The organism is Nocardia salmonicida, assembly GCF_036142455.1.
GTDB classification, from domain to species: domain Bacteria; phylum Actinomycetota; class Actinomycetes; order Mycobacteriales; family Mycobacteriaceae; genus Nocardia; species Nocardia salmonicida.
On the sequence record NZ_CP108014.1, the window covers coordinates 1,110,728 to 1,129,704 of the forward strand.

The following is an 18,977-nucleotide window of genomic DNA, read 5'->3' on the forward strand; positions in this document are numbered from 1 at the left end:
CCGGGCTGGTGAAACGGTGTTGCACGAAATCTGATGCGTGTCAGTACGTTCCGGACGTCAACGATGGTAGGTGGTCGAAGTGGCCGCACGTCGGGTATTCGGTAAAACATAGTGATGACCGGGAGATCCGTTGTGTGGGAAGCGATTGCGGGCACGGCGGTGGCCGGCTGATCGACGTGACGAGTCGGCTCCGGTCGCCTGGGCCATCCGTTTCGGGGCGATCTCGGGTGTGACGGCGAACCGTTCGAGAGTTGTGACCGCAGCGTGATCGGCCGTTGAGCGGGGCATGTGATTCGAATCGCTGGAACATGCGGCCTGTCACAGCCGACACATAATAGAGGTCTGGTGTGGTTAGCTCATGTGAGCACATCGGGGTGTGTGAGATGTGTCACTATAAGCAGGTAAGGCCAGGTGGGAACGGTGGATATCAGTCCAAAAGGTGTGGTCGGTTCGGTGCAGCGGTTGCTGGCTACCGCGCAGAACGGGCTGGAGGTGATCCGCTTCGGCGGATTGTCACACGATGTCGAGTCCTCGCCCTTCGAGGTCGTCGAGCGTCGCCGCATGTATCGGCTACGGCACTACTTCCCCGACGATTCGACGCCGGGCCGTCCGGTGGCGCTGCTGGTGCCGCCGTTGATGGTGAACGCCGACATCTGGGACGTCAACGCCGAAGGCGGCGCGGTCGGCATCCTGCACGCCAGCGGAATCGACTGCTGGGTCATCGATTTCGGCTCACCCGCGACCGAGGAAGGCGGCTGGGAACGCGACCTGGCCGACCACGTACTCGCGGTGAACTCCGCCATCGACTCCGTCTGTGAGGCCACCGGCGCGCAGGTGCACCTGATGGGGTACTCCCAGGGCGGCATGTTCGCCTACCAGACCACCGCCTATCGCTACGGCAAGGGCGTGGCCTCCATCGTCACCTTCGGTAGCCCCGTCGACATCGTCAACGGGATGCCGTTCGGCCTGCCGTACGGTCTGGTTTCCGAAGTCGCCGATTTCCTCGCCGACCACGTGATGCACCGGCTGCCGATCACCGAATCGATGGTACGCATCGGTTTCCAGATGCTCGATCCGATGAAGACCGCCAAGTCGCGCATCGACTTCCTGCTGCAACTGCACGATCGGGAAGCGTTGCTGCCCAAGGAACGTCAGCGCCGCTTCCTCAACAGCGACGGCTGGGTGGGGTATGCGGGCCCGGCGGTGGCCGATCTGCTCAAGCAGTTCGTCGCCCACAACCGGATGATGCTCGGCGGCTTCGTGATTCGCGATCATCCGGTGTCGCTCGCCGAGCTGAAGTGCCCGATTCTCGCGTTCGTCGGCGAGGTCGACGACATCGGCCAGCCCGCCGCCGTGCGTGGCATCGTGCGGGCCGCGCCCAATGCCGAGGTGTACGAAGCCAGCTTGGTGGCAGGCCATTTCGGACTCGTGGCCGGTTCGACGGCCACCAATCACACGTGGCCGATGGTGCGTGACTGGATCACCTGGATGGACGGCAACGGCACGTTGCCCGAGCAGATCGTGCCCATGCACGAACACGTCGCGAGCAACGCGCCGCGCACCGCCGCCACCCGGATGGTGCACACCGCTGCCGGTCTGGCCGAGGCGGGCGCGGGCGTCGGTAAGGCGCTGGAAGGCATCGCGGGCAACACGATTCGCGGATCGATCGAGATGGCGGGCGAGGCGGCGCGTGCGCTGCCTCGGCTGACGCGGCTCGGGATGATCCAGCCGCACACCCGTATCTCGCTCGGCAAACTGCTCAGCGAGCACGCCTCCCGCGCGCCGCAGAAGGACCTGGTGCTCTTCGACGACCGGGTGCACACCAATGCCGCGGTCGAGGAGCGCGTCGACAATGTGGTGCGCGGCCTGATCTCCGTCGGCATCCGGCCCGCGATGCGGGTCGGCGTGATGATGGAGACGCGACCGAGTGCGCTGGCCTCGGTGGCCGCGCTGTCGCGGATCGGCGCTGTCGCGGTGTTGCTCGCGCCCGGCGCCGAACTCGACCGCGCCATCGAGCTGACCGGCGTGCAGACGCTGATCACCGACCCGGAGAACCTGCGCTCGGCCGCCGCGACCGCTGCCAGGGTGCTCGTGCTCGGCGGCGGCGACAGTCGTTCGCTCGCGGTGGCCACCAGTGACCGGGTGGTCGACCTGGAGCAGATCGACCCGGCGAAGGTCAGGGTGCCCGCGTGGTACCGGCCGAACCCGGGTCTGGCGCGCGAACTCGCGTTCGTGCTCGTGCTCGGCTCCGGCGACCGCCTCGAGGCGAAGTACATCACCAACCATCGCTGGGCGCTGTCGGCGTTCGGCACCGCGAGCGCGGCCGATCTCGACCGTCGCGACACCGTGTACTGCCTTGCGCCACTGCATCATTCGTCGGGGCTGTTGGTGAGCCTCGGTGGGGCGATCGCCGGTGGCAGCCGGATCGCGTTGGCCAGGCCGGTGGACATGGACCCGAACCGCTTCGCCGAAGAGGTGCACCGCTACGGCGTCACGGTCGTCACCTACACCTGGACCATGCTGCGCGATCTGCTCGACGCCCAGGTCTTCCCCGCGGGCCACAACCACCCGATCCGCTTGTTCATCGGCTCCGGTATGCCCGCTGGACTCTGGCGGCGCACAGTCGAACAGTTCGTCCCCGCCAGGGTGCTCGAGTTCTACGCCTCGATCGACGGTGATGTGGTGCTGGCGAATGTCACCGGCGCCAAGATCGGCTCCAAAGGCAGGCCAGTGCCCGGCACCGCGCGCGTGGAACTGGTCGCCTACGACCCGATCAGCGAACAGATCCTCGTCGGCGACGACGGATTCGCGCGCCGCTGCGCCGACAACGAACCCGGCCTGCTGCTCGGCAAGGCCGTCGATGGTGGCGACATCTCCGACGGCGGCCTGCGCGGTGTATTCCGGGCCGGTGACGCCTGGTGGCCGACGGAGAATCTGTTCCGGCGCGACAGCGACGGTGACTACTGGCTGGTCGACCGGCGCGACACGGTGATCCGCACCGCACGCGGCCCGGTGTTCACCCAGCCGATCGTGGACATGCTCAACGACATCACCCCGGTCGACATGGAGGTCGCGTTCGGACTGAAGACCGCGGCGGGGGTCATCGCCGCGGCCGCGCTGAGCGTGCGTCACGGCTTCCGGATCGAACCGGGCGATGTCACCGAGGCGATGCGCGGACTGGAGGGTTCCCAGCGTCCCGACCTGGTCTACGTCGTCGACGAGATCCCGCGTAGCGCCAGCTTCCGCCCCTCGGCGTCGGCGGTCCAGGCGGCGGGTCTGCCCGAGGCGGGCCCGGGCACCTGGATCTACAACCGGGAAACCGAGACCTACGAGGTGCTCACCGACGCGGTCGCGGCGGTGCTGTTCGGCGGGAGCTGATCGGCGACCGCGGCGGGGGTGTCCCGGCCGCGGTCCATTGCACGACAAAGGCCGCCCGGCGCAACCGGGCGGCCTAGTTCGTAGAGAGGGCTACACCCGGTATTCGGTGACCGCGTCGACGACCCGACCGAGCTGGGCCTCGCTGAGCAACGGCCACAGCGGCAGTCGCACGATCGTCGCCGAGAAGTTCGCCGAGCGCGTGCACGGCACCGGGGTGCGGCCGTACTTGAGGCCGGCCGGGCTCGAGTCCAGCGGAATGTAGTGGAACGGCGCGACGATGCCGCGTTCGGCGAGGTGGGCGATGATGCCGTCGCGGCTGTCCTCGGTGGGCATGCGCAGGTAGAACAGGTGCGCGGTGTGGCCCGCGTCGGCGGGCACCGTCATCGGGCGCACGTCGTTGCGCGCGGCCCACTCGGGCAGTGCGGCCGCGTAGGTGTTCCACACGCGGTGACGGTTGGCCTGGATGGTGTCGAACTCGGCCAGCTGGGCGTCGAGCACGGCGGCGTTGAGTTCGCTGGGCAGGTAGCTCGAACCGATGTCCTGCCAGGAGTACTTGTCGACCTGACCGCGCAGGAAGCGAGCGCGGTCGGTGCCCTTCTCCCGCATGATCTCGGCGCGACCCATCAGGATCTCGTCCGAGAGCAGCAGCGCGCCGCCCTCGCCGCAGTGCACGTTCTTGGTGTCGTGGAAACTCTGCGTGCCGAGGGTGCCGATCGTGCCGAGTTGCCTGCCACGCCAGGTGCCACCGAGGCCGTGCGCGTTGTCCTCGATGATCGCGACGCCGTGCTGGGCGGCCAGCGCGAGCAGCGGTTCCATGTCGGCGGCGACACCGCCGTAGTGCATCACCACGATGGCCTTGGTGCGGTCGGTGATCGCGGCGGCCGCGGCGGCGGGGTCGATATTGCCGGTGGACTCGTCGATGTCGACGAACACACAGGTGGAACCACGCAATGCCATCGAGGTGGCCGCGGAGGTGAACGCGAAACTGGGGACGATCACCTCGTCGTCGGGGCCGAGCTCGAGCAGCAGCGCGCCCAATTCGAGTGCGTGCGTGCACGAGGTGGTGAGCAGCGCATGGTCGGCGCCGGTGATGGCCTTGATCTTCGCGGTCGCCGACTTGGTGAATTGACCGTCGCCATGACTGTGATCGGAATCGAGCACGGTCATCAGATTGGGGCGTTCAGCGGCAGCCCGGAACGGCCTGCTGAAGATGATGCGGTCGCTCACTCGCGGTTGCCCTTCTCCGTCGCGGCTGCCGGTACCACGGCGTCGACTAGATGGTTCACGGCCGGCACATGCATCGTATCCGGGCGCGGTGTCGGGGTTTGCACCGTCAGGTACAGCGGCTTGCCGACCAGGATGTGCAGTGCGACACCGAGATACTCGGCGATCAGTCCGAGCGAGAACAGCATCGCGCCCGAGCACAGCAGCATCACTACGATGATCGAGGCCCAACCCTCGGGATCGTGGTTGTCCTGGGTGAGCGCCTGCACGATGACCACCCCGGCCATGATCACTCCGGCCAGGGCGAGGGTGATCCCGAGCATGCTCACCAGCCGCAGGCCGCGAGTGCCGCTGCACAGGACCATCTTCCAGAACAGCGAGAACAGGCGGCGATAGTTGTAGCCGGATTCCTCACGGCCTTCGGCGCGCAGCACCACCGGCACCGACACCGTATTGCCGACGACCCAGGTGAGCGCCACGTCGAGGTACACACCGTTGGCCGCGACCTCGGCGAGCTGGCGACCGATGTCACCGCGGATCAGCCGGAAGCTCTCGAAGCGTGTCGAATCCGGGAACGCGAACACTGTCGCGAGGACCACTTTGGCGCCGCGAGAGGTGAGATTGCGCAGGAAGCCGTGCGGGCGTGTGTTGGACGGCTTCGAATAGACCAGGTCCGCGCGCGAGGCTAGCGCCGCGTCGAGGAAGTCCGCGATGAACGCGGGGTCGTGCTGACCGTCCTCGTCCATCGTGACGATCCAGTCGCCCTGCGCCGCCGCCATCCCGGCGATCGTCGCCGCGTCCTGACCGAAATTGCGGCTCAGCCAGACCGCGCGCACCTGTGGGAAGGAACCCTCGAGTTCCTGCAGGACGACATCGGAGCGGTCGGGACCGTTGTCGTGGACGAGGATGATCTCCTCGACGGCGAACCGGGCGCCCGCTGCCGTCGTGCTCGGGCCGGTCAGCCGGTCCAACTCGGCGACCAGCGCGGCGATCGTATCCTCACCCCGGTACACCGGAACGACCACCGAGACCGAGTGCACCGGGCTCGACCCGTTGCGATCGGGCGCGCCCGCACGCACCACGGTGTCGGGCCTGGACAAGGGTGCGGACGGAATCGGCATCGCGGACACTTTCGGTATTTGTGGCGGCCGTGGCCGCGCGGTTCTCGGCCGAGAACCAATTAGGAGCAGAGACCCTCAGGTCTGGGCACTTTAACACTGCGGCGTGACACCTCGGGGGAAGCGATCCCGCTGTGCGACGGTGCCGGTGCGGCCGTGTGCCTGTAGGGTCTGGTCCTCGTGGTGGAAAGTAGAACCCCGTCCCGTCGTTCCGTCTATATCTGGGGCCTGATCACCTCCCTCGGAGTGATCGCGGGCTATGGGGCGGTTCTCCTCGCCAACGTTCGGCATTTCTATACCGACGACACCGAATCCCAGTACGTCCCGCTGTGGGTGATGCTCGGAAACCGGCTTCGCAACGGTGATCTGCCGGTGATGGTGCCCGAGCACTGGATGGCCGGAAACTACGCGATCGAGGAAGCCGGGCTGCTGAATCCGCCGCAGCTGCTGATCGATCTGATCGCGCCCTCGGTCGACAATCTGGTGCTGTACGCGACCGTGGTGAAGTTGATCTTCGCGATCATCCTGGGCCTCGGTGTCTATCGGATCTGCCTGGCCTACGGCTCGCGCGTGCAGTGGGCGGCGCTGGCCGGCGTCTCGATCTCGTTCACCGGGTGGCTGCTGTTCTTCGACGAGGCCAGCTGGATGACGGCGTTCACCGGCACCGCGTGGATGGTGCACGCGTGGGCGTCGGGGGTGCGGTACTCGCGCGGTCGGGGTGGTCCGATCCCGGTGTTCGTCTACCTCTACCTGGCGATCTCGGTGCAGTACATCTTCCCGGCGGTCGAAGCCGGTCTGATGATCGGCGCGGTCGCGATCGGTGAGCTGATCTACCAGCGGACCTGGCGTCCGTCGCTGAAACTGCTGACCGTGGCAGGGCTGGCGGCGCTGGCGGGAGCGGCCACGTATCTGCCCAGCATGCTGTCGGCGAAGGTTACCTGGCGTGGCACCGCCCAGATCAACAACGACCAGTTCCTCACCGTGCCCTGGTCGGAATCGCTGAACGCGAGCCTGCCCTCGACGCTGCCCGCCTTCACCTCGTGGTGGGGTTACGTGCAGCCGCTGCCGGTGGTCTACATCGCCTGGTTCCTGATTCCGGCACTGGCCTTCATCGACTGGGGCAAGGCGCGCGCGGCCTGGCGCGAGCTCAGCGGGATCGCGCTGTTCGCGATCGCGGCGCTGATGTGGACGGCAGGCCCCGGCACGATCGGCCCGCTGCGCTGGCCCGCCCGGGTACTGCCGATGGTGGCGCTCGGTCTGCTGCTGCTGGTGTGCGTGCTGCTCGGGCGGTTCGCGACGTTCAAGGACTGGCGTGCGCGGGGGATCGCGGCGGCGGTACTGATCGGCTTGCTGTGGGTGCGGTCGTTCTCGGCCGACCCGCACAACTGGATCGCGCATGTGATCGCGGCGCTGGCCACTGCCGCGCTCGGGGCCGCGCTGGTGTGGCTGGCGGTGAACAAGGGGATCTCGGCGGCCGTCGCGCTGGCGATCATCGCGGTGTCGCCGATCGCCTATGCCCAGGTGGAGCGGGCGCAGCCGACGCCGATGAGCTGGAATCTGCCCAGCGATCGGGCCGCGGCGCGCGCGGCGTTCCCCGAGTTCGCGGGGACCACGCTGCAGCTCGGCGATCGTGCGCTGATCCAGCCGGGGGAGCGCACCCTCGACGGCGCGTACGGCTCGCTGGTGTTCGGCAACTACGCCAAGGACATCGAGCGCACCTACGTCAGCGGGTACACCCCCAACGGCCACTTCTGGTTCGGCGACATGCTCTGCATGCGCTGGGACACCAGCGTGTGCCCCGACGCCTACCGCCGCGCGTTCGCGGTCGAGCCGTCGACGGGCAAAACGGTTGTCGATCTGATGAACATCGACCGGGTGGTGCTGCAACGCGCGCTCTACCCGGCCGCGCGCACGGAACCGGCCCCGGCGGGCTGGAAGTGGGTCGACTATCCCGGCCACGAGAACTACATCTCGGTCCTCGAACGCGAGGACGGGCTGATCTCCACCCGCAACGGCCGGATCTCGGCGGTCGAGAACGCCACCGCGGTCTCGACCTCGGAAAGCGATACGACCAGCCGCGTCACCGTGAGCTCCGAGACAGGCGGGCGTGTGGTGTTCGCGCGTCTGGGCTGGCCGGGATACCGGGTGAGCCTCGACGGCAAGGACATCCCGTTCAAGGTCGTCGCGAAGAGTTTCGTCGCCGTCGACATCCCGGCCGGAACCCGCAACGGCGACCTCGAGCTGACCTGGCGTCCGCCGGGCTGGAAGATCGGCGGCGCCGCGATCGGCCTCGGACTGCTCGGCCTCGCGGTGTTCCAGTGGCTGTATGTGCGCGGCCGCAAGCCCGACGACGAGCAGGAGCAGCAGGCCCCGGCGGCGGAGTCGATCGCCGACGACGACACCGCACTCGCGGACGCCCTGCGATGACTGTCGAGGCGGCGGGCGGCGTGCTCGAGACACCGGGTCCGCTGCTGCGCGTCGTGAAACGGCAGGAGCTGGCGTTCGCGATCGTCGGCGGGTTCAACACCCTGCTCGGCATGGCGCTCGTCGTGTTCTGGCTGCACGTGCTCGGCGACGGCAGGCCCGGTCTGGCCGTCGTCGCCGCGTACGCGGTGAGCACGATCGTGGCCTTCGTCCTGCACCGCACCCTGGTGTTTCGCGTGCAGGGCCACCTCGCCCGGGACTTTCTGGCCTTCTGTGGGGTGAACCTGGGTGGTTTGCTGCTCAACGTGATCCTGGTGGAACTGGCGGTCACCGGCCTCGGGTTCCCCGCCGCGCCGGCCTCGGTGATCGTCATGGGTCTGGTCGCGGTGCTCAGCTTCTTCGGACACCGCTACATCTCGTTCCGGCGGGCGCGGTAGGTTAGGCACATGGCGCACGAATCCACCATCGACGCAACCCTGCTCGGCCTGCTGGCCTGCCCCCAGGACAAGGGCCCGCTGCAGCTGGTGCGCACCGAAGCCGATGTGAGTGTGCTCTACAACCCGCGGCTGCGTCGGGCCTACCCGATCGACAACGGCATCCCGGTGCTGCTGATCGACGAGGCCCGCGACGTCACCGCCGCCGAACACGAATTCTTCGTCGCCGAATCCTGACCGGCCCATCCGGTAGCCGCCCCACTACGCGGCGTTGCTGCGGTCGTGGACTCCGGCGGTCGGCGAGGTGACGGTGAGCTCGCGCTGAATCACCACCTGCCGGTGTCGATATCGCCTGTCAGATAGCGCTGGACAACCGGGCCGACAGCATCGACCACGAGATCGATCGGCATCGAGGCCAGCGGTTCCAGTGCGATGATCTTGCGGGCGGTCAGCACCCCCACCATCTGGGCCGCGGCCAGCGAGACTCTGGCGCGTCCGTCGTCAGCTGGGGTCGCGATGCGCACGCGGACCCGTTCCAGCACCACTTGGAGCAGGAAAGACCGCGCGAGATTCTGATCCCCGCCCGCGAAAATGCTGCGCACCATGGCCACGATGCCGGGTCCGGCGGGGGAGTCCCACACCGTGACGACCGCGCGCACGATGGTCTGCCCGAGCTCGTCGAGCGGTGCGGCGTCGACCGCGAGCAGCGTCGTGTCCGGGTCGACCGGGAAGTCCACCGCGGCGGCGAACAGTTGCTGCTTGTTGCCGAAATAGTGATGCACCAGCGCCGGGTCGACATCGGCATCGGCCGCGATCGCGCGGATGGATGTCTTGTCGAACCCGGTGCCCGCGAACCGCACCCGCGCCGCGTCGAGAATCGCCAGCCTGGTGTCGGCATTGCCCGGCCTACGGCCAGTGCGACCGGATTTCGCTGTGCCGGAACCGGATTCGCCGTCACTCATGGGTGCTCCTCTCGTCGTTGCCCGGCCTCGGTCGCTAGGGGGTGCGTCGACGCAGAGTAGCCGCGGCGAGGCCGAGCGCCACCACCGCGAACCCGGCGACGACGGCGATATCGCGCCACATCGCGGCCGTCGGCTCGGCATGCACCGACACCTGCTGCAGCGCGTCCACCGCGTAACTCAACGGCATCACATTGCTGATCGCCTCCAGCCATTCGGGTAGCCGGTCGCGCGGAACCAGCAGCCCGCACAGGAAGATCTGCGGCGCGACGATCACCGGCATGAACTGCACGGCCTGGAACTCGGTGCGCGCGAAGGCGCTCGCCAGCAGTCCGAGCCCGACCCCGCAGACCGCGTCGACCATCGCGATCAGCATGACCCACCCGGGGCTGCCCGCGGCATCGAGCCCGAGCAGCCAGAACGCGACCACGCAGGCGACCGCGGCCTGTGCGCCAGCGGCCAGGGAGAACGCGCTGCCGTACCCGGCGAGCAGATCGAGCTTGCTCAGCGGAGTGGTGAGCAGCCGTTCGAGGGTGCCCGATGTGCGTTCGCGTTGCATCGCGATCGCGGTGATCAGGAACATCACGATGAACGGCAGGATCCCGAGCATGGTGATACCCACCCGATCGAACATCGTGAGCGGGGAGTGCGGCGCGCGGGGCGCATCCTGATAGATGAAGTACAGCAGGGTCATGAGCAGCGCGGGAACCACCAGGATCATCGCCACGGTGCGGTGATCGTTGCGCAGTTGTCGCAGAATCCGGCCGGTGGTCGCGATGTAGGGGCGCAGGGTGGTCATCGGTGCTCTCCCATCGTGATCAAGGTCAGGAAGGCGGCCTCGAGGTTCTGTTCGTCGGTGCGCTCGCGCAGTTCGTCGGGGCTGAGCTGGGCCAGCAGTTCGCCGTCGCGCATCAGCAGCAGCTTGTCGCAGTGTTCGGCCTCGTCCATCACATGACTCGACACCAGCAAAGTCGTTCCCGCCGCGGCCAATTCGCGGAACTGCTTCCACAACTCCACGCGCAACACCGGATCCAGGCCCACCGTCGGTTCGTCGAGTACGAGCAGCTCGGGCTTGCCGACGAGCGCGCACGCCAGCGACGCCCTGGTCTTCTGCCCGCCCGAGAGCTGATCGCCGAGCTGATCGGCGTGATCGGCCAAACCGACTGCGCCGAGCGCGGATTCGGTGTCGTCGCGGCCGCGCCCGTAGAGCGCGGCGTAGTAGGCCACGTTGTCGCGGACGCTGATGTCGGCGTAGATGCTCGGCGCCTGGGTGACATAGCCGACCCGACGACGTAACCCAGCGCTGCCCGCGGGCTCCCCGAGCACGGTGACAGTGCCCGACTCCACCAGCTGCGTTCCCACGATGCTGCGCAGCAGGGTGGTCTTCCCGCAGCCGGAAGGACCGAGCAAGCCGGTGATCGAGCCGCGCGGGATGTCCAGGGTCAGGCTGCGGAGGACGGGACGTTTTCCGCGCTGAACGGTCAGGCCCGCGACCTGGACGGCGATCGGTGGCGGTGCGGTGTGCGACATGGTCGCCTCAATTCATCGAGTGTTGAATTCACTACGCGATGAATTTAGCGCGACGGTATCGATGTGGCAAGGTCAGTGGGCGTGTCTCGGGGGTGTTTCGGCCTGCTGACCAGGTTCGACGACGGTGAACTGGCCCATCATTCCGACATCTTCGTGCCACAGGAGGTGGCAGTGATACATGTACGGCCTCGTCGGATCGGCCGGTCCGTCGAAGCGAAGAGCCAGGGTCGTGGCCGTATTCGGTGGCAGGAAAATCGTGTCCTTGGGGCCGGTCAGCTCGGGTGGGGGCGGGGCGCCGTCGTAGTCGAGCAGCCGGAACTGCACATCGTGGACGTGAAAGTTGTGTGCCATGCCGTCGATGTTGCGCACGACCCAGGTCTCGGTGGTGCCCCGGGTGACGGTGGTGTCGATGCGGCTCATGTCCATGCGCTCACCGTTGATACCGCCCAGGGTCAGGTCGAAGCGACGTTGCACGACCGAATCCCCGCCGTCGGGAATCGACGGCGGCACCAGGGCATCCGGCAGCGCGGGGGAGGGCCGCAAGGTGGTGGCGGCGCGCAGTTCGAGGACATCGAAGGTGTCGTCGCCGCCGGAGAACCGGTGCGACCAGAAGCCGAGGCCCGCCTCGAGCTTCTCGCTGCGCAACACGGTGCGTTCGCCGGGCGCCATCCGCACCACGATCTCCGCGCGTTCACCGGGAGAGAGACGGATGCGATCCAACGTGGCGGGCCGTTCGAGCAGGCCGCCGTCGGAGCCGATCATGGCGAACGGGCGGGCGTCGTCGAAGGCGAAGGTGTAGATCCGCGCGGTCGAGGCATTGAGCAGGCGCAGCCGCACCGATTCGTCGCCGACCTCCTGATAGGGAGACAGGGTGCCGTTGACCATGGTGCGATCGCCGAGGAACCCGGTATCGCGGAAGATCGCGTGCGTGCCGTCGAGGCGGCGGCCGCGCAGGCGCATGTCCTGCACGATCACCGGGATATCATCGACGCCGTAGGTGCTCGGCAGCGGCAGCTCCGCGCTCGGCACGTCGTCGATCAGGAACATCCCCGCCAGGCCGCGGCGCACGTGGTCCTCGGTCGCGCCGTGCGGGTGTGGGTGGTACCAGAGGGTCGAAGCGGGTTGGGCGACAGTCCATTCCGGCGTCCATGACGCTCCGGGGTCGACCATCTGGTGTGGTCCGCCGTCCATGGCGGCGGGCAGATGCATGCCGTGCCAGTGCACTGTCGAGGCCTCGGGCAACTGGTTGCGCACCTGGACCCGCACGCGCTCGCCGCGGGCCGCGCGCAGTGTCGGGCCGAGATAGCTGCCGTTGAAACCCCAGGTCTCGGTGGCGCGCCCGGGCTCGAAGGTGGTTGTCCCGGACTGCATATCGAGCGAGAACGTCCGGGTGCCGTCGGCGTCGACGGTCGACTCGGCCAGCGGTGGAATGACCAGTGGCCGAGTGAATTCTGTCGTCCCCACGGTGGAGACGTCGGCGGCGGCCCACGTCCAGCTCACCGCGCCTGCGATCGCGGTGATCAGGGCGAGTACGACAACGGCGACACCGAACAGAATGCGTCGCGGGCGAGCACGAGAAGACATGCTCCGACGGTAGGAATCCGGACCCTCGCCGCACATCGGGAAGCGCCCCCATCTTCACCCTGGGAACTACCCCCGAGTGGCCGAGGTCGGTTCAGGTTTCGAATCCGACGCCGGTCAGTTCTTCGGATACCGCCCACAACCGAGCCTGGCTGTCGCGCTGGTGCGCACGCTCGGCGGCCTCGACCTGTCGCGGGAATCCGCCGATCTCGAAAAGACCTGACGGGCCGTAGTATTGGCCGCCCGACGCGGCAGGATCGGTGGCGGCGCGCAGCGTCGGCAGCGCGCCCATGGCGGGCGTACGGCCGAACAGACGAGCGATCGCCAGATTCGGTAGCCGGAATGCGGCGGGCGAGTAGCGGAAGACCTCGGTGCTGGCGCCACCAGGATGGGCGGCGAGCGCTTCGGCCGGGGTACCCGCGAGCCTGCGGTCGAGTTCGTAGGTGAACATCAGGTTCGCCAGTTTCGACTTGGCATAGGAATTTCCGGTCGTCGCGGCCGGGTCGGCGGCGTCGATCCGGCCGAACCGGTGGCCGATGCTGCTGACGGTGACGACTCGCGCCGCGGCAGCCGCGACGATGCGGTCGATGAGCAGCCCGGTGAGTGCGAAGTGGCCCAGATGATTGATGCCGAACTGGATCTCGAACCCGTCCTCGGTGCGACCGGTCAACCCCGTGACGCCCGCGTTGTTGATCAACAGATCGATACGGTCGAATCGGCTGCGGATCGTCGCGGCCGCGGCGCGGACCGAAGACAGGTCGGCCAGATCGAGCTCAACGCAGTCGATCGAGGTTCCGGGTGACCGCTCGGTAATTCGCCGGGCCGCGTCCTCGGCCCGGCTCCGGTCGCGGCACGCCAGGACGACGCGGGCGCCGTGTTCGGCAAGCGCGCGAGCCGTTTCGAAGCCGAGGCCGGTATTGGCGCCGGTGACGACGGCGACTCTGCCGGTCAGATCAGGGATATCTGCTTCGGTCCAGCTGTTCAATCGACTCACTCCTAAAGGTGAATGCCTGGTTCAGGTTAAAGTGAACCAGTGGTTCATGTTATTCGCAAGACTGGATCTGCGAGGATGGCGGCGAGATGAACGGTCAACCCCTGCGCGCGGACGCGCTGCGTAATCGTCAGGCGATCCTCACCGCCGCACGCGAACTCGTCGCCGCGTGCGGGCCCGAGGTCGGCATGGATCAGATTGCCGCGGCGGCGGACGTCGCGGTCGGCACCCTGTATCGACACTTCCCGGCCAAGAAGGACCTGATCGAGGCAATCGCTGCCGATCTTGTCGACGGTGTCGGCGAGTCATTGGATGCCGTACTCGAAGCTGTCGAGAACGGCACGAGTTCGGGCCTCGACGCGCTCGTCGCACTGTTTCGACGCGTCGTGATCGACCTGCGCCAGGAGCGGCTGTTCCGGCTCGCCGTCACGGGAGTCGCCGACGAGTCGTTGCGTGAGATCCAGCGGCGCGGCCGGGGGGCAGTCGAGCGGTTGGTCGCCGCGGCGCATGGTGACGGCGCGTTGTATCCCGACGTCACCGCCGATGATGTCGTACTGCTGCTGAGTGCCGCACCGGTCGAGCCGATGCCGGAGGCGGAGCAGCGACGGTGGCTGATTCTGATGCGAAGGGCGCTCACGCCGCTGTAGACAGTGACGTGATGCAGGTCACATATAAGGCTGTCACGTTGGTCGCCGCTCACTTGTCCTATGAACATCCCATCGACAAGGAGCACCGCAATGACCACCACCACGCACCGCATCGTTGTTCTCGGCGCCGGCTACACCGGCATGCTGGCCGCGATCCGCCTGGCGCGGCGCACCAGGAAGCTGGATGTGGCGATCACGCTGGTCAACCCGTCGGCCCGCTTCACCGAGCGGCTGCGAATGCACCAGATCGCCGCGGGTCAGGAACTCGCGCACCACGACATCCCGGAAATCCTCGACGGTACCGGCATCGAATTCGTCCAGGGCCGGGTCACCGCGATCGACCCCGCCGCCCAGCGCGTCCAGGTCGACGGCGCCGGCGAACTCGCCTACGACGAACTGGTCTACGCCCTCGGCAGCACCGCCGAAACGACTCTCGTGCCCGGCGTCGCCGAGCACGCCATGACCCTCGACGACCCGCGCCGAGCCCACGAATTCGCAGGCGAGCTGGCCACTCTCGCGGCCGAGGGCGGTTCCGTCGCTGTCTGCGGTGGCGGTCTCACCGGCATCGAAGCCGCCGCCGAGATCGCGGAAAGCCACCCCGGTCTGCGCGTCACGCTGATCAGCTCGGGCGAGCCGGGGGCGATGATGGGCGACAAGGCCCGCACGCATCTGAACAAGACACTGGATCGGCTCGGCGTCACCCGCGAGATCGGCGTGCGGGTCGCCGAAGTGCAGCCTGACGCGGTCGAGCTCGCCGACGGCACAGTGATCGCCGCCGACCTCACCCTCTGGACCACCGGCGTGCGGGTCTCGCCGCTGGCCACCGAGGCGGGCATCGAGACCGACTCGCGTGGGCTGATCGTCGTCGACCCCACACTGAAGTCGGTGTCGCACCCCACGATTCACGCGATCGGTGACGCCGCCGCCGTCCGTCAGGCCTGGGGTCGGGTACACGGCACCTGCCAGAGCGGGCTGCCCACCGCCGCCTACACCGCCGACGTGATCGCCGCCGAACTGCGCGGCAAGAGGATTCGTCCGTTCCGTTTCGGCTACTTCCACCAGCCCGTCAGCCTGGGCCGCCGCGACGCGGTCATCCAGTTCACCAAGGCCGACGACAGCCCGCGCCGCCTCTACCTGACCGGCTGGGCCGCGTGCACCTATAAGGAAATGGTCAGCAGCAGCCCCGTTCCGACCTTCAAGGCCAGCAAGAAGATGACCATGAACGTGCAATTGTCCAAGGGCGGTAGCGCAACCCGCGCCGCCGCGTGAAGTAGGTTGACGCCGTGGCCGACCAGGATCCGTTCCTCGAACACCGTCGCCTGTTGTTCGCGACCGCCTATAGAATGCTCGGCACCGTCACCGATGCCGAGGACGTCCTGCAGGACACCTGGCTCAAGTGGAACGACACCGACCGCACCGCGGTCGCCCACCCCAGGGCCTACCTGGTCCGCACGGTCACCAATCTCTCGCTCAATCGGCTCACCTCCGCCCGCGCGACCCGTGAAAGCTATGTCGGCCCTTGGCTTCCCGAGCCGGTGCTGACCTCGCCCGATATCGCCGAGGACACCGAATTGGCCGATACCGTCTCCACCGCCATGCTCGTCGTGCTGGAAACCCTCACCCCCGTCGAACGCGCGGTGTTCCTGCTGCGCGAAGTGTTCGGCTACTCGCATGCCGAAATCGCCGAAGCCCTGAACCGTCCCGAGGCCAGTGTGCGCCAGATCGCGCACCGCGCGAAGAGCCACGTCCAGTCGCGCCGCCCACGATTCGATACCGACAAATCCGCTCGCGCCCAGGTCACCGCACAATTCATGGCCGCCTGCGCCGGCGGTGACCTCAACGCCCTGATGGACCTGCTCGCCCCCGATGTCACGTGTTGGTCCGACGGCGGCGGCGTGGTCACCGCCGCGCGCCGCCCGCTGCACGGTCCCGACCATGTCGCCCGCTGGATCCTCGGCGTCCTCGCGAAACCGTCGTCCGCGGGCTTCGAACTCACCGCGGCCGACATCAACGGCGAGCTCGGCGCACTGGCCTCCTTCGCCGGAAACCCCGGCGCCGCCTTCACTTTCGATCTCGTCGACGGACACATCCAGAACCTGCGGTTCCAGGTCAACCCCGGCAAACTGGCTGGTCTGTACCGCGGCACCGACCTCCTCGGATGACGAGCTGACACCGGCAGGAATCGCTCCTCGCGCTGGGTTCGCGGGAACGGGCGGCTGGCCCTAGCATTCTGCCGTGTCAAGCAATCGCACCGATCGGGCCGAGGGCGGCCAGGTCAGGGTCTCCACCCTGGAACTGTTCTTCGACTTGGTCTTCGTTTTCACGATCACGCAACTCACCCACGTGTTCGTCCACCATCCGGGGTGGGAAGCGGCGTTGCAGGTGGCGTTGATGTTCGGCGTCATCTGGTGGATGTACGGCGGGTACGTCTGGCTCACGAACGAAGTCGCTCCGAGCAGTTCCTCGCGCCGGACCTTGCTGCTCATCGGCATGTCGGCGTTCTTCGTGCTCGCCCTCGCCGTGCCGGACGCCTTCCACGGCACCGGTGTCGCGTTCGGGGTCGGCTACGTGCTGGTGACCGCGATCCACACCGTGATGTTCGCCTCGGCCGGCGGGGCATCGGCCAGTCTGGCGATCCGGCGGATCGGCCCGCTCAACGCGGCATCGGCCACCCTGGTCGTCGTCGGCGGATTCACCCACCCGCCACTGCAGTACCTGCTCTGGGCAGCGGCTTTCGCTCTTCAGGTACTGAGCCCCTACCTGGTCGACACCGGTGGCTTCGTGGTGCGGGCGCCGCACTTCTGTGAACGCCACGGCCTCGTGATCATCGTCGCGCTCGGCGAGTCGATCGTCGCGCTCGGTGTCGGGCTGGCCGGTGAACCGATCACGGTCGCGCTGATGGCGATGGTGGCTCTCGGCCTCGCGCTCGCGTACGTGCTGTGGTGGGCCTACTTCGGCTTCGATGACGAACGCGGCGAAGAAGCGCTCGCCGCCCGGCCGGACCGGGAGCGCGTGCGGCCCGCGCTTGTCGCCTACGACTACGCGCTCTATCCCTTGCTCGTCGGCGTGATCCTCACCTCGGCCGGAATCGCGCTGAGCATCGCGCACGGTGGTGAGCCCGCGAGTTGGGCGGCCGCCTGTGCGCTGTCCGGCGGTGTCGCGCTGTACTTCGCCGGGCAATCCTGGTTCCGCGCGACGCTCGGTCTGCCGGGATCGGGCAGCAGGTTGATCGGCGCCGTCGTCGTCGCCTCGACTGCGCCGATCGGGGTGTATTGGCTCGCGTGGGGGCAACTCGCCGCACTGGTCGCACTCGCCTACGCAGTGGTGATCATCGATGACCGGCGCATTCTGCGGGAGGGCAGGCACAGCGCCTACGCCTGACCCGGCAGCCTCGGGCGCGCCGGCTCGGGTGAGAATGACGGTCGTGTCCGCCCAGGAACTGGCCGTCGATCCACCCGCCGCCGCGCACCGGTTGCTCGGCGCGATCCTGCGATCGGGTCCGGTGGCGCTGCGCATCGTGGAGGTCGAGGCCTACGGCAGCGATCCCGGCGGTCCCTGGCCCGATCCGGCCGCCCACTCCTGGCCCGGACCGACAGCCCGCAACGCGGTGATGTTCGGCCCCGCCGGGCGGCTCTACGTCTATCGCTCGTACGGAATTCACCTGTGTGTGAACGTGACCGGTGGCTACGACGGTGAGGCCGGTGCGGTGCTCGTTCGAGCGGCGGAAGTGGTCGACGGCATCGATCTCGCGCGCGAGCGCAGGCCCGCTGCCCGCAAGGACGCCGATCTGGCCAGGGGGCCGGGCAATGTCGGCAGCGCACTCGGCGTCAGCATGTCCGACTACGGAACCGAACTGTTCGACCCCTTCTCCGCCCTGCACCTCGAACTGAAATCACCTGTGCCACAAGAAGATATCGCGTCCGGTCCGCGGGTCGGGGTCAGCGTCGCGGCCGAGGTGCCATGGCGGTTCTGGCTTGCGGCCTCGCCCGCCGTCTCCGTCTATCGGCGTAGCCCACGCGCGCCCTAACCGAGGACGTAGCAGCGTGCGGAAAATCCTTTGCCGACAGCGATGAGTTCGCGGGCGATGGTCCGTCTTATCTGGTGAACGCGCTACCGACCGAGCGCGACCGACCCGAAGGACACGAAATGACCACCGCAACCCCCTCCGCGAACTTCTCCGACGCCGCCTACCAGCCCGGCAAGATCCGCAACCGCGTCCTGTGGACCTTGCAGGTAGTGCTCGGCCTGTTCTTCATCATCGCTTCGGGCGGTCCGAAGCTCGTCATCCCGAACACCTTGATGGAGAACGCCCCCGAGAATCTGACCATCCCCCTCGGGCTGCTGATCTTCATCGGAGTCGTCGAGGTGGCGGGCGGTATCGGCCTGATGGTGCCGCGACTCAGTGGTCTGGCCGCCGCCGGACTGTCCGTGCTCACCGTGCTCGCCGCCGCGACGCAGGCCTTCATCGCCGACAAGCCCGCGATGGGAATCTTCCCGCTGGTGCTCGCCGCGATCTTCGTCTGGATCGCCTACGAACGTCGCGCCACCATCACCGCGCTGGTGCGCTGATCTGCGACTCGACACGCTGACGATCGCCGGAGCCCGGGGGGTTCCGGCGATCGTCGGCGTGCCGAGGAGTGTCGGCCGACGAGGCGCTTCGGCCGCGGAGCCAAGATCACCCCGCCGATCTC

Annotated in this window: 17 protein-coding genes; 10 read left to right on the forward strand and 7 right to left on the reverse strand. The window is 67.7% G+C overall.

Features of this window, described 5'->3' with window-relative positions:
* Window positions 1–420 precede the first annotated feature (420 nt).
* On the forward strand, window positions 421–3,378 hold the full coding sequence (locus tag OHS03_RS05470) for an AMP-binding protein (RefSeq protein ID WP_328661267.1): 2,958 nt from the start codon (window positions 421–423) through the stop codon (window positions 3,376–3,378).
* Between the two features lie 90 nt (window positions 3,379–3,468).
* On the opposite strand, the gene rffA is transcribed toward OHS03_RS05470, so the two are convergent.
* On the reverse strand, window positions 3,469–4,605 hold the full coding sequence (gene rffA / locus OHS03_RS05475) for a dTDP-4-amino-4,6-dideoxygalactose transaminase (protein WP_056824291.1): 1,137 nt from the start codon (window positions 4,603–4,605) through the stop codon (window positions 3,469–3,471).
* The gene (locus tag OHS03_RS05480) at window positions 4,602–5,642 is read right to left on the reverse strand and encodes a glycosyltransferase (RefSeq protein WP_328664096.1); all 1,041 of its coding nucleotides are present in this window, start codon (window positions 5,640–5,642) and stop codon (window positions 4,602–4,604) included. The genes rffA and OHS03_RS05480 overlap by 4 nt, the downstream gene beginning before the upstream one ends.
* 261 nt (window positions 5,643–5,903) lie before the next feature.
* Between OHS03_RS05480 and OHS03_RS05485 the strand changes: the two genes are divergently transcribed.
* The 3 genes from OHS03_RS05485 to OHS03_RS05495 are packed head-to-tail and all read left to right on the forward strand — an operon-like array spanning window position 5,904 to window position 8,815.
* Window positions 5,904–8,147 (forward strand): hypothetical protein, encoded by a 2,244-nt coding sequence (locus OHS03_RS05485; protein ID WP_328661268.1) that lies wholly within the window; start codon window positions 5,904–5,906, stop codon window positions 8,145–8,147.
* Entirely contained in the window at window positions 8,144–8,581 is a 438-nt protein-coding gene (locus OHS03_RS05490) for a GtrA family protein (RefSeq protein ID WP_056824284.1), read from the forward strand. Before OHS03_RS05485 ends, OHS03_RS05490 begins: the two co-directional genes overlap by 4 nt.
* Window positions 8,582–8,590: 9 nt before the next feature.
* Window positions 8,591–8,815 (forward strand): Trm112 family protein, encoded by a 225-nt coding sequence (locus OHS03_RS05495; protein WP_056824282.1) that lies wholly within the window; start codon window positions 8,591–8,593, stop codon window positions 8,813–8,815.
* Between the two features lie 89 nt (window positions 8,816–8,904).
* On the opposite strand, the gene OHS03_RS05500 is transcribed toward OHS03_RS05495, so the two are convergent.
* From OHS03_RS05500 to OHS03_RS05520, 5 genes are all read right to left on the reverse strand, one after another.
* Window positions 8,905–9,540 (reverse strand): TetR/AcrR family transcriptional regulator, encoded by a 636-nt coding sequence (locus OHS03_RS05500; RefSeq protein ID WP_328661270.1) that lies wholly within the window; start codon window positions 9,538–9,540, stop codon window positions 8,905–8,907.
* Window positions 9,541–9,574: 34 nt separating this feature from the next.
* Window positions 9,575–10,336: an ABC transporter permease gene (locus OHS03_RS05505; protein ID WP_328661272.1), complete on the reverse strand. Its 762-nt coding sequence runs from the start codon at window positions 10,334–10,336 to the stop codon at window positions 9,575–9,577.
* Entirely contained in the window at window positions 10,333–11,067 is a 735-nt protein-coding gene (locus tag OHS03_RS05510) for an ABC transporter ATP-binding protein (protein WP_328661273.1), read from the reverse strand. The genes OHS03_RS05505 and OHS03_RS05510 overlap by 4 nt, the downstream gene beginning before the upstream one ends.
* 72 nt (window positions 11,068–11,139) lie before the next feature.
* Window positions 11,140–12,651, reverse strand: a complete 1,512-nt coding sequence (locus OHS03_RS05515) for a multicopper oxidase family protein (protein ID WP_328661275.1) — start codon at window positions 12,649–12,651, stop codon at window positions 11,140–11,142.
* 91 nt (window positions 12,652–12,742) lie between these two features.
* Window positions 12,743–13,633, reverse strand: coding sequence for an oxidoreductase (locus OHS03_RS05520; RefSeq protein ID WP_328661277.1), 891 nt, complete (start codon window positions 13,631–13,633; stop codon window positions 12,743–12,745).
* Window positions 13,634–13,728: 95 nt separating this feature from the next.
* On the opposite strand from OHS03_RS05520, the gene OHS03_RS05525 reads away from it, so the two are divergent.
* From OHS03_RS05525 to OHS03_RS05550, 6 genes are all read left to right on the forward strand, one after another.
* Window positions 13,729–14,286, forward strand: a complete 558-nt coding sequence (locus OHS03_RS05525) for a TetR/AcrR family transcriptional regulator (protein ID WP_328661279.1) — start codon at window positions 13,729–13,731, stop codon at window positions 14,284–14,286.
* A gap of 90 nt (window positions 14,287–14,376) precedes the next feature.
* Entirely contained in the window at window positions 14,377–15,555 is a 1,179-nt protein-coding gene (locus OHS03_RS05530; RefSeq protein WP_328661282.1) for an NAD(P)/FAD-dependent oxidoreductase, read from the forward strand.
* Between the two features lie 14 nt (window positions 15,556–15,569).
* A complete protein-coding gene (locus OHS03_RS05535) occupies window positions 15,570–16,448 on the forward strand; it encodes an RNA polymerase sigma-70 factor (protein ID WP_328661283.1) in 879 nt (292 codons plus the stop codon).
* A 73-nt stretch (window positions 16,449–16,521) separates the two neighbouring features.
* A complete protein-coding gene (locus tag OHS03_RS05540) occupies window positions 16,522–17,667 on the forward strand; it encodes a low temperature requirement protein A (protein ID WP_328661285.1) in 1,146 nt (381 codons plus the stop codon).
* A 34-nt stretch (window positions 17,668–17,701) separates the two neighbouring features.
* Entirely contained in the window at window positions 17,702–18,313 is a 612-nt protein-coding gene (locus OHS03_RS05545; protein WP_328661287.1) for a DNA-3-methyladenine glycosylase, read from the forward strand.
* Between the two features lie 119 nt (window positions 18,314–18,432).
* A complete protein-coding gene (locus OHS03_RS05550) occupies window positions 18,433–18,855 on the forward strand; it encodes a DoxX family protein (RefSeq protein ID WP_328661289.1) in 423 nt (140 codons plus the stop codon).
* Window positions 18,856–18,977: the final 122 nt, after the last annotated feature.

What these genes read in the sequence shown, in the direction of transcription:
- OHS03_RS05490 (WP_056824284.1), top strand. Translation starts at nt 8,144, where the DNA reads ATGACTGTCGAGGCGGCGGGCGGCGTGCTCGAGACACCGGGTCCGCTG.
- OHS03_RS05495 (WP_056824282.1), top strand. Translation starts at nt 8,591, where the DNA reads ATGGCGCACGAATCCACCATCGACGCAACCCTGCTCGGCCTGCTGGCC.
- OHS03_RS05500 (WP_328661270.1), bottom strand. Translation starts at nt 9,540, where the DNA reads ATGAGTGACGGCGAATCCGGTTCCGGCACAGCGAAATCCGGTCGCACT.
- OHS03_RS05505 (WP_328661272.1), bottom strand. Translation starts at nt 10,336, where the DNA reads ATGACCACCCTGCGCCCCTACATCGCGACCACCGGCCGGATTCTGCGA.
- OHS03_RS05510 (WP_328661273.1), bottom strand. Translation starts at nt 11,067, where the DNA reads ATGTCGCACACCGCACCGCCACCGATCGCCGTCCAGGTCGCGGGCCTG.
- OHS03_RS05515 (WP_328661275.1), bottom strand. Translation starts at nt 12,651, where the DNA reads ATGTCTTCTCGTGCTCGCCCGCGACGCATTCTGTTCGGTGTCGCCGTT.
- OHS03_RS05525 (WP_328661279.1), top strand. Translation starts at nt 13,729, where the DNA reads ATGAACGGTCAACCCCTGCGCGCGGACGCGCTGCGTAATCGTCAGGCG.
- OHS03_RS05530 (WP_328661282.1), top strand. Translation starts at nt 14,377, where the DNA reads ATGACCACCACCACGCACCGCATCGTTGTTCTCGGCGCCGGCTACACC.
- OHS03_RS05545 (WP_328661287.1), top strand. Translation starts at nt 17,702, where the DNA reads ATGACGGTCGTGTCCGCCCAGGAACTGGCCGTCGATCCACCCGCCGCC.
- OHS03_RS05550 (WP_328661289.1), top strand. Translation starts at nt 18,433, where the DNA reads ATGACCACCGCAACCCCCTCCGCGAACTTCTCCGACGCCGCCTACCAG.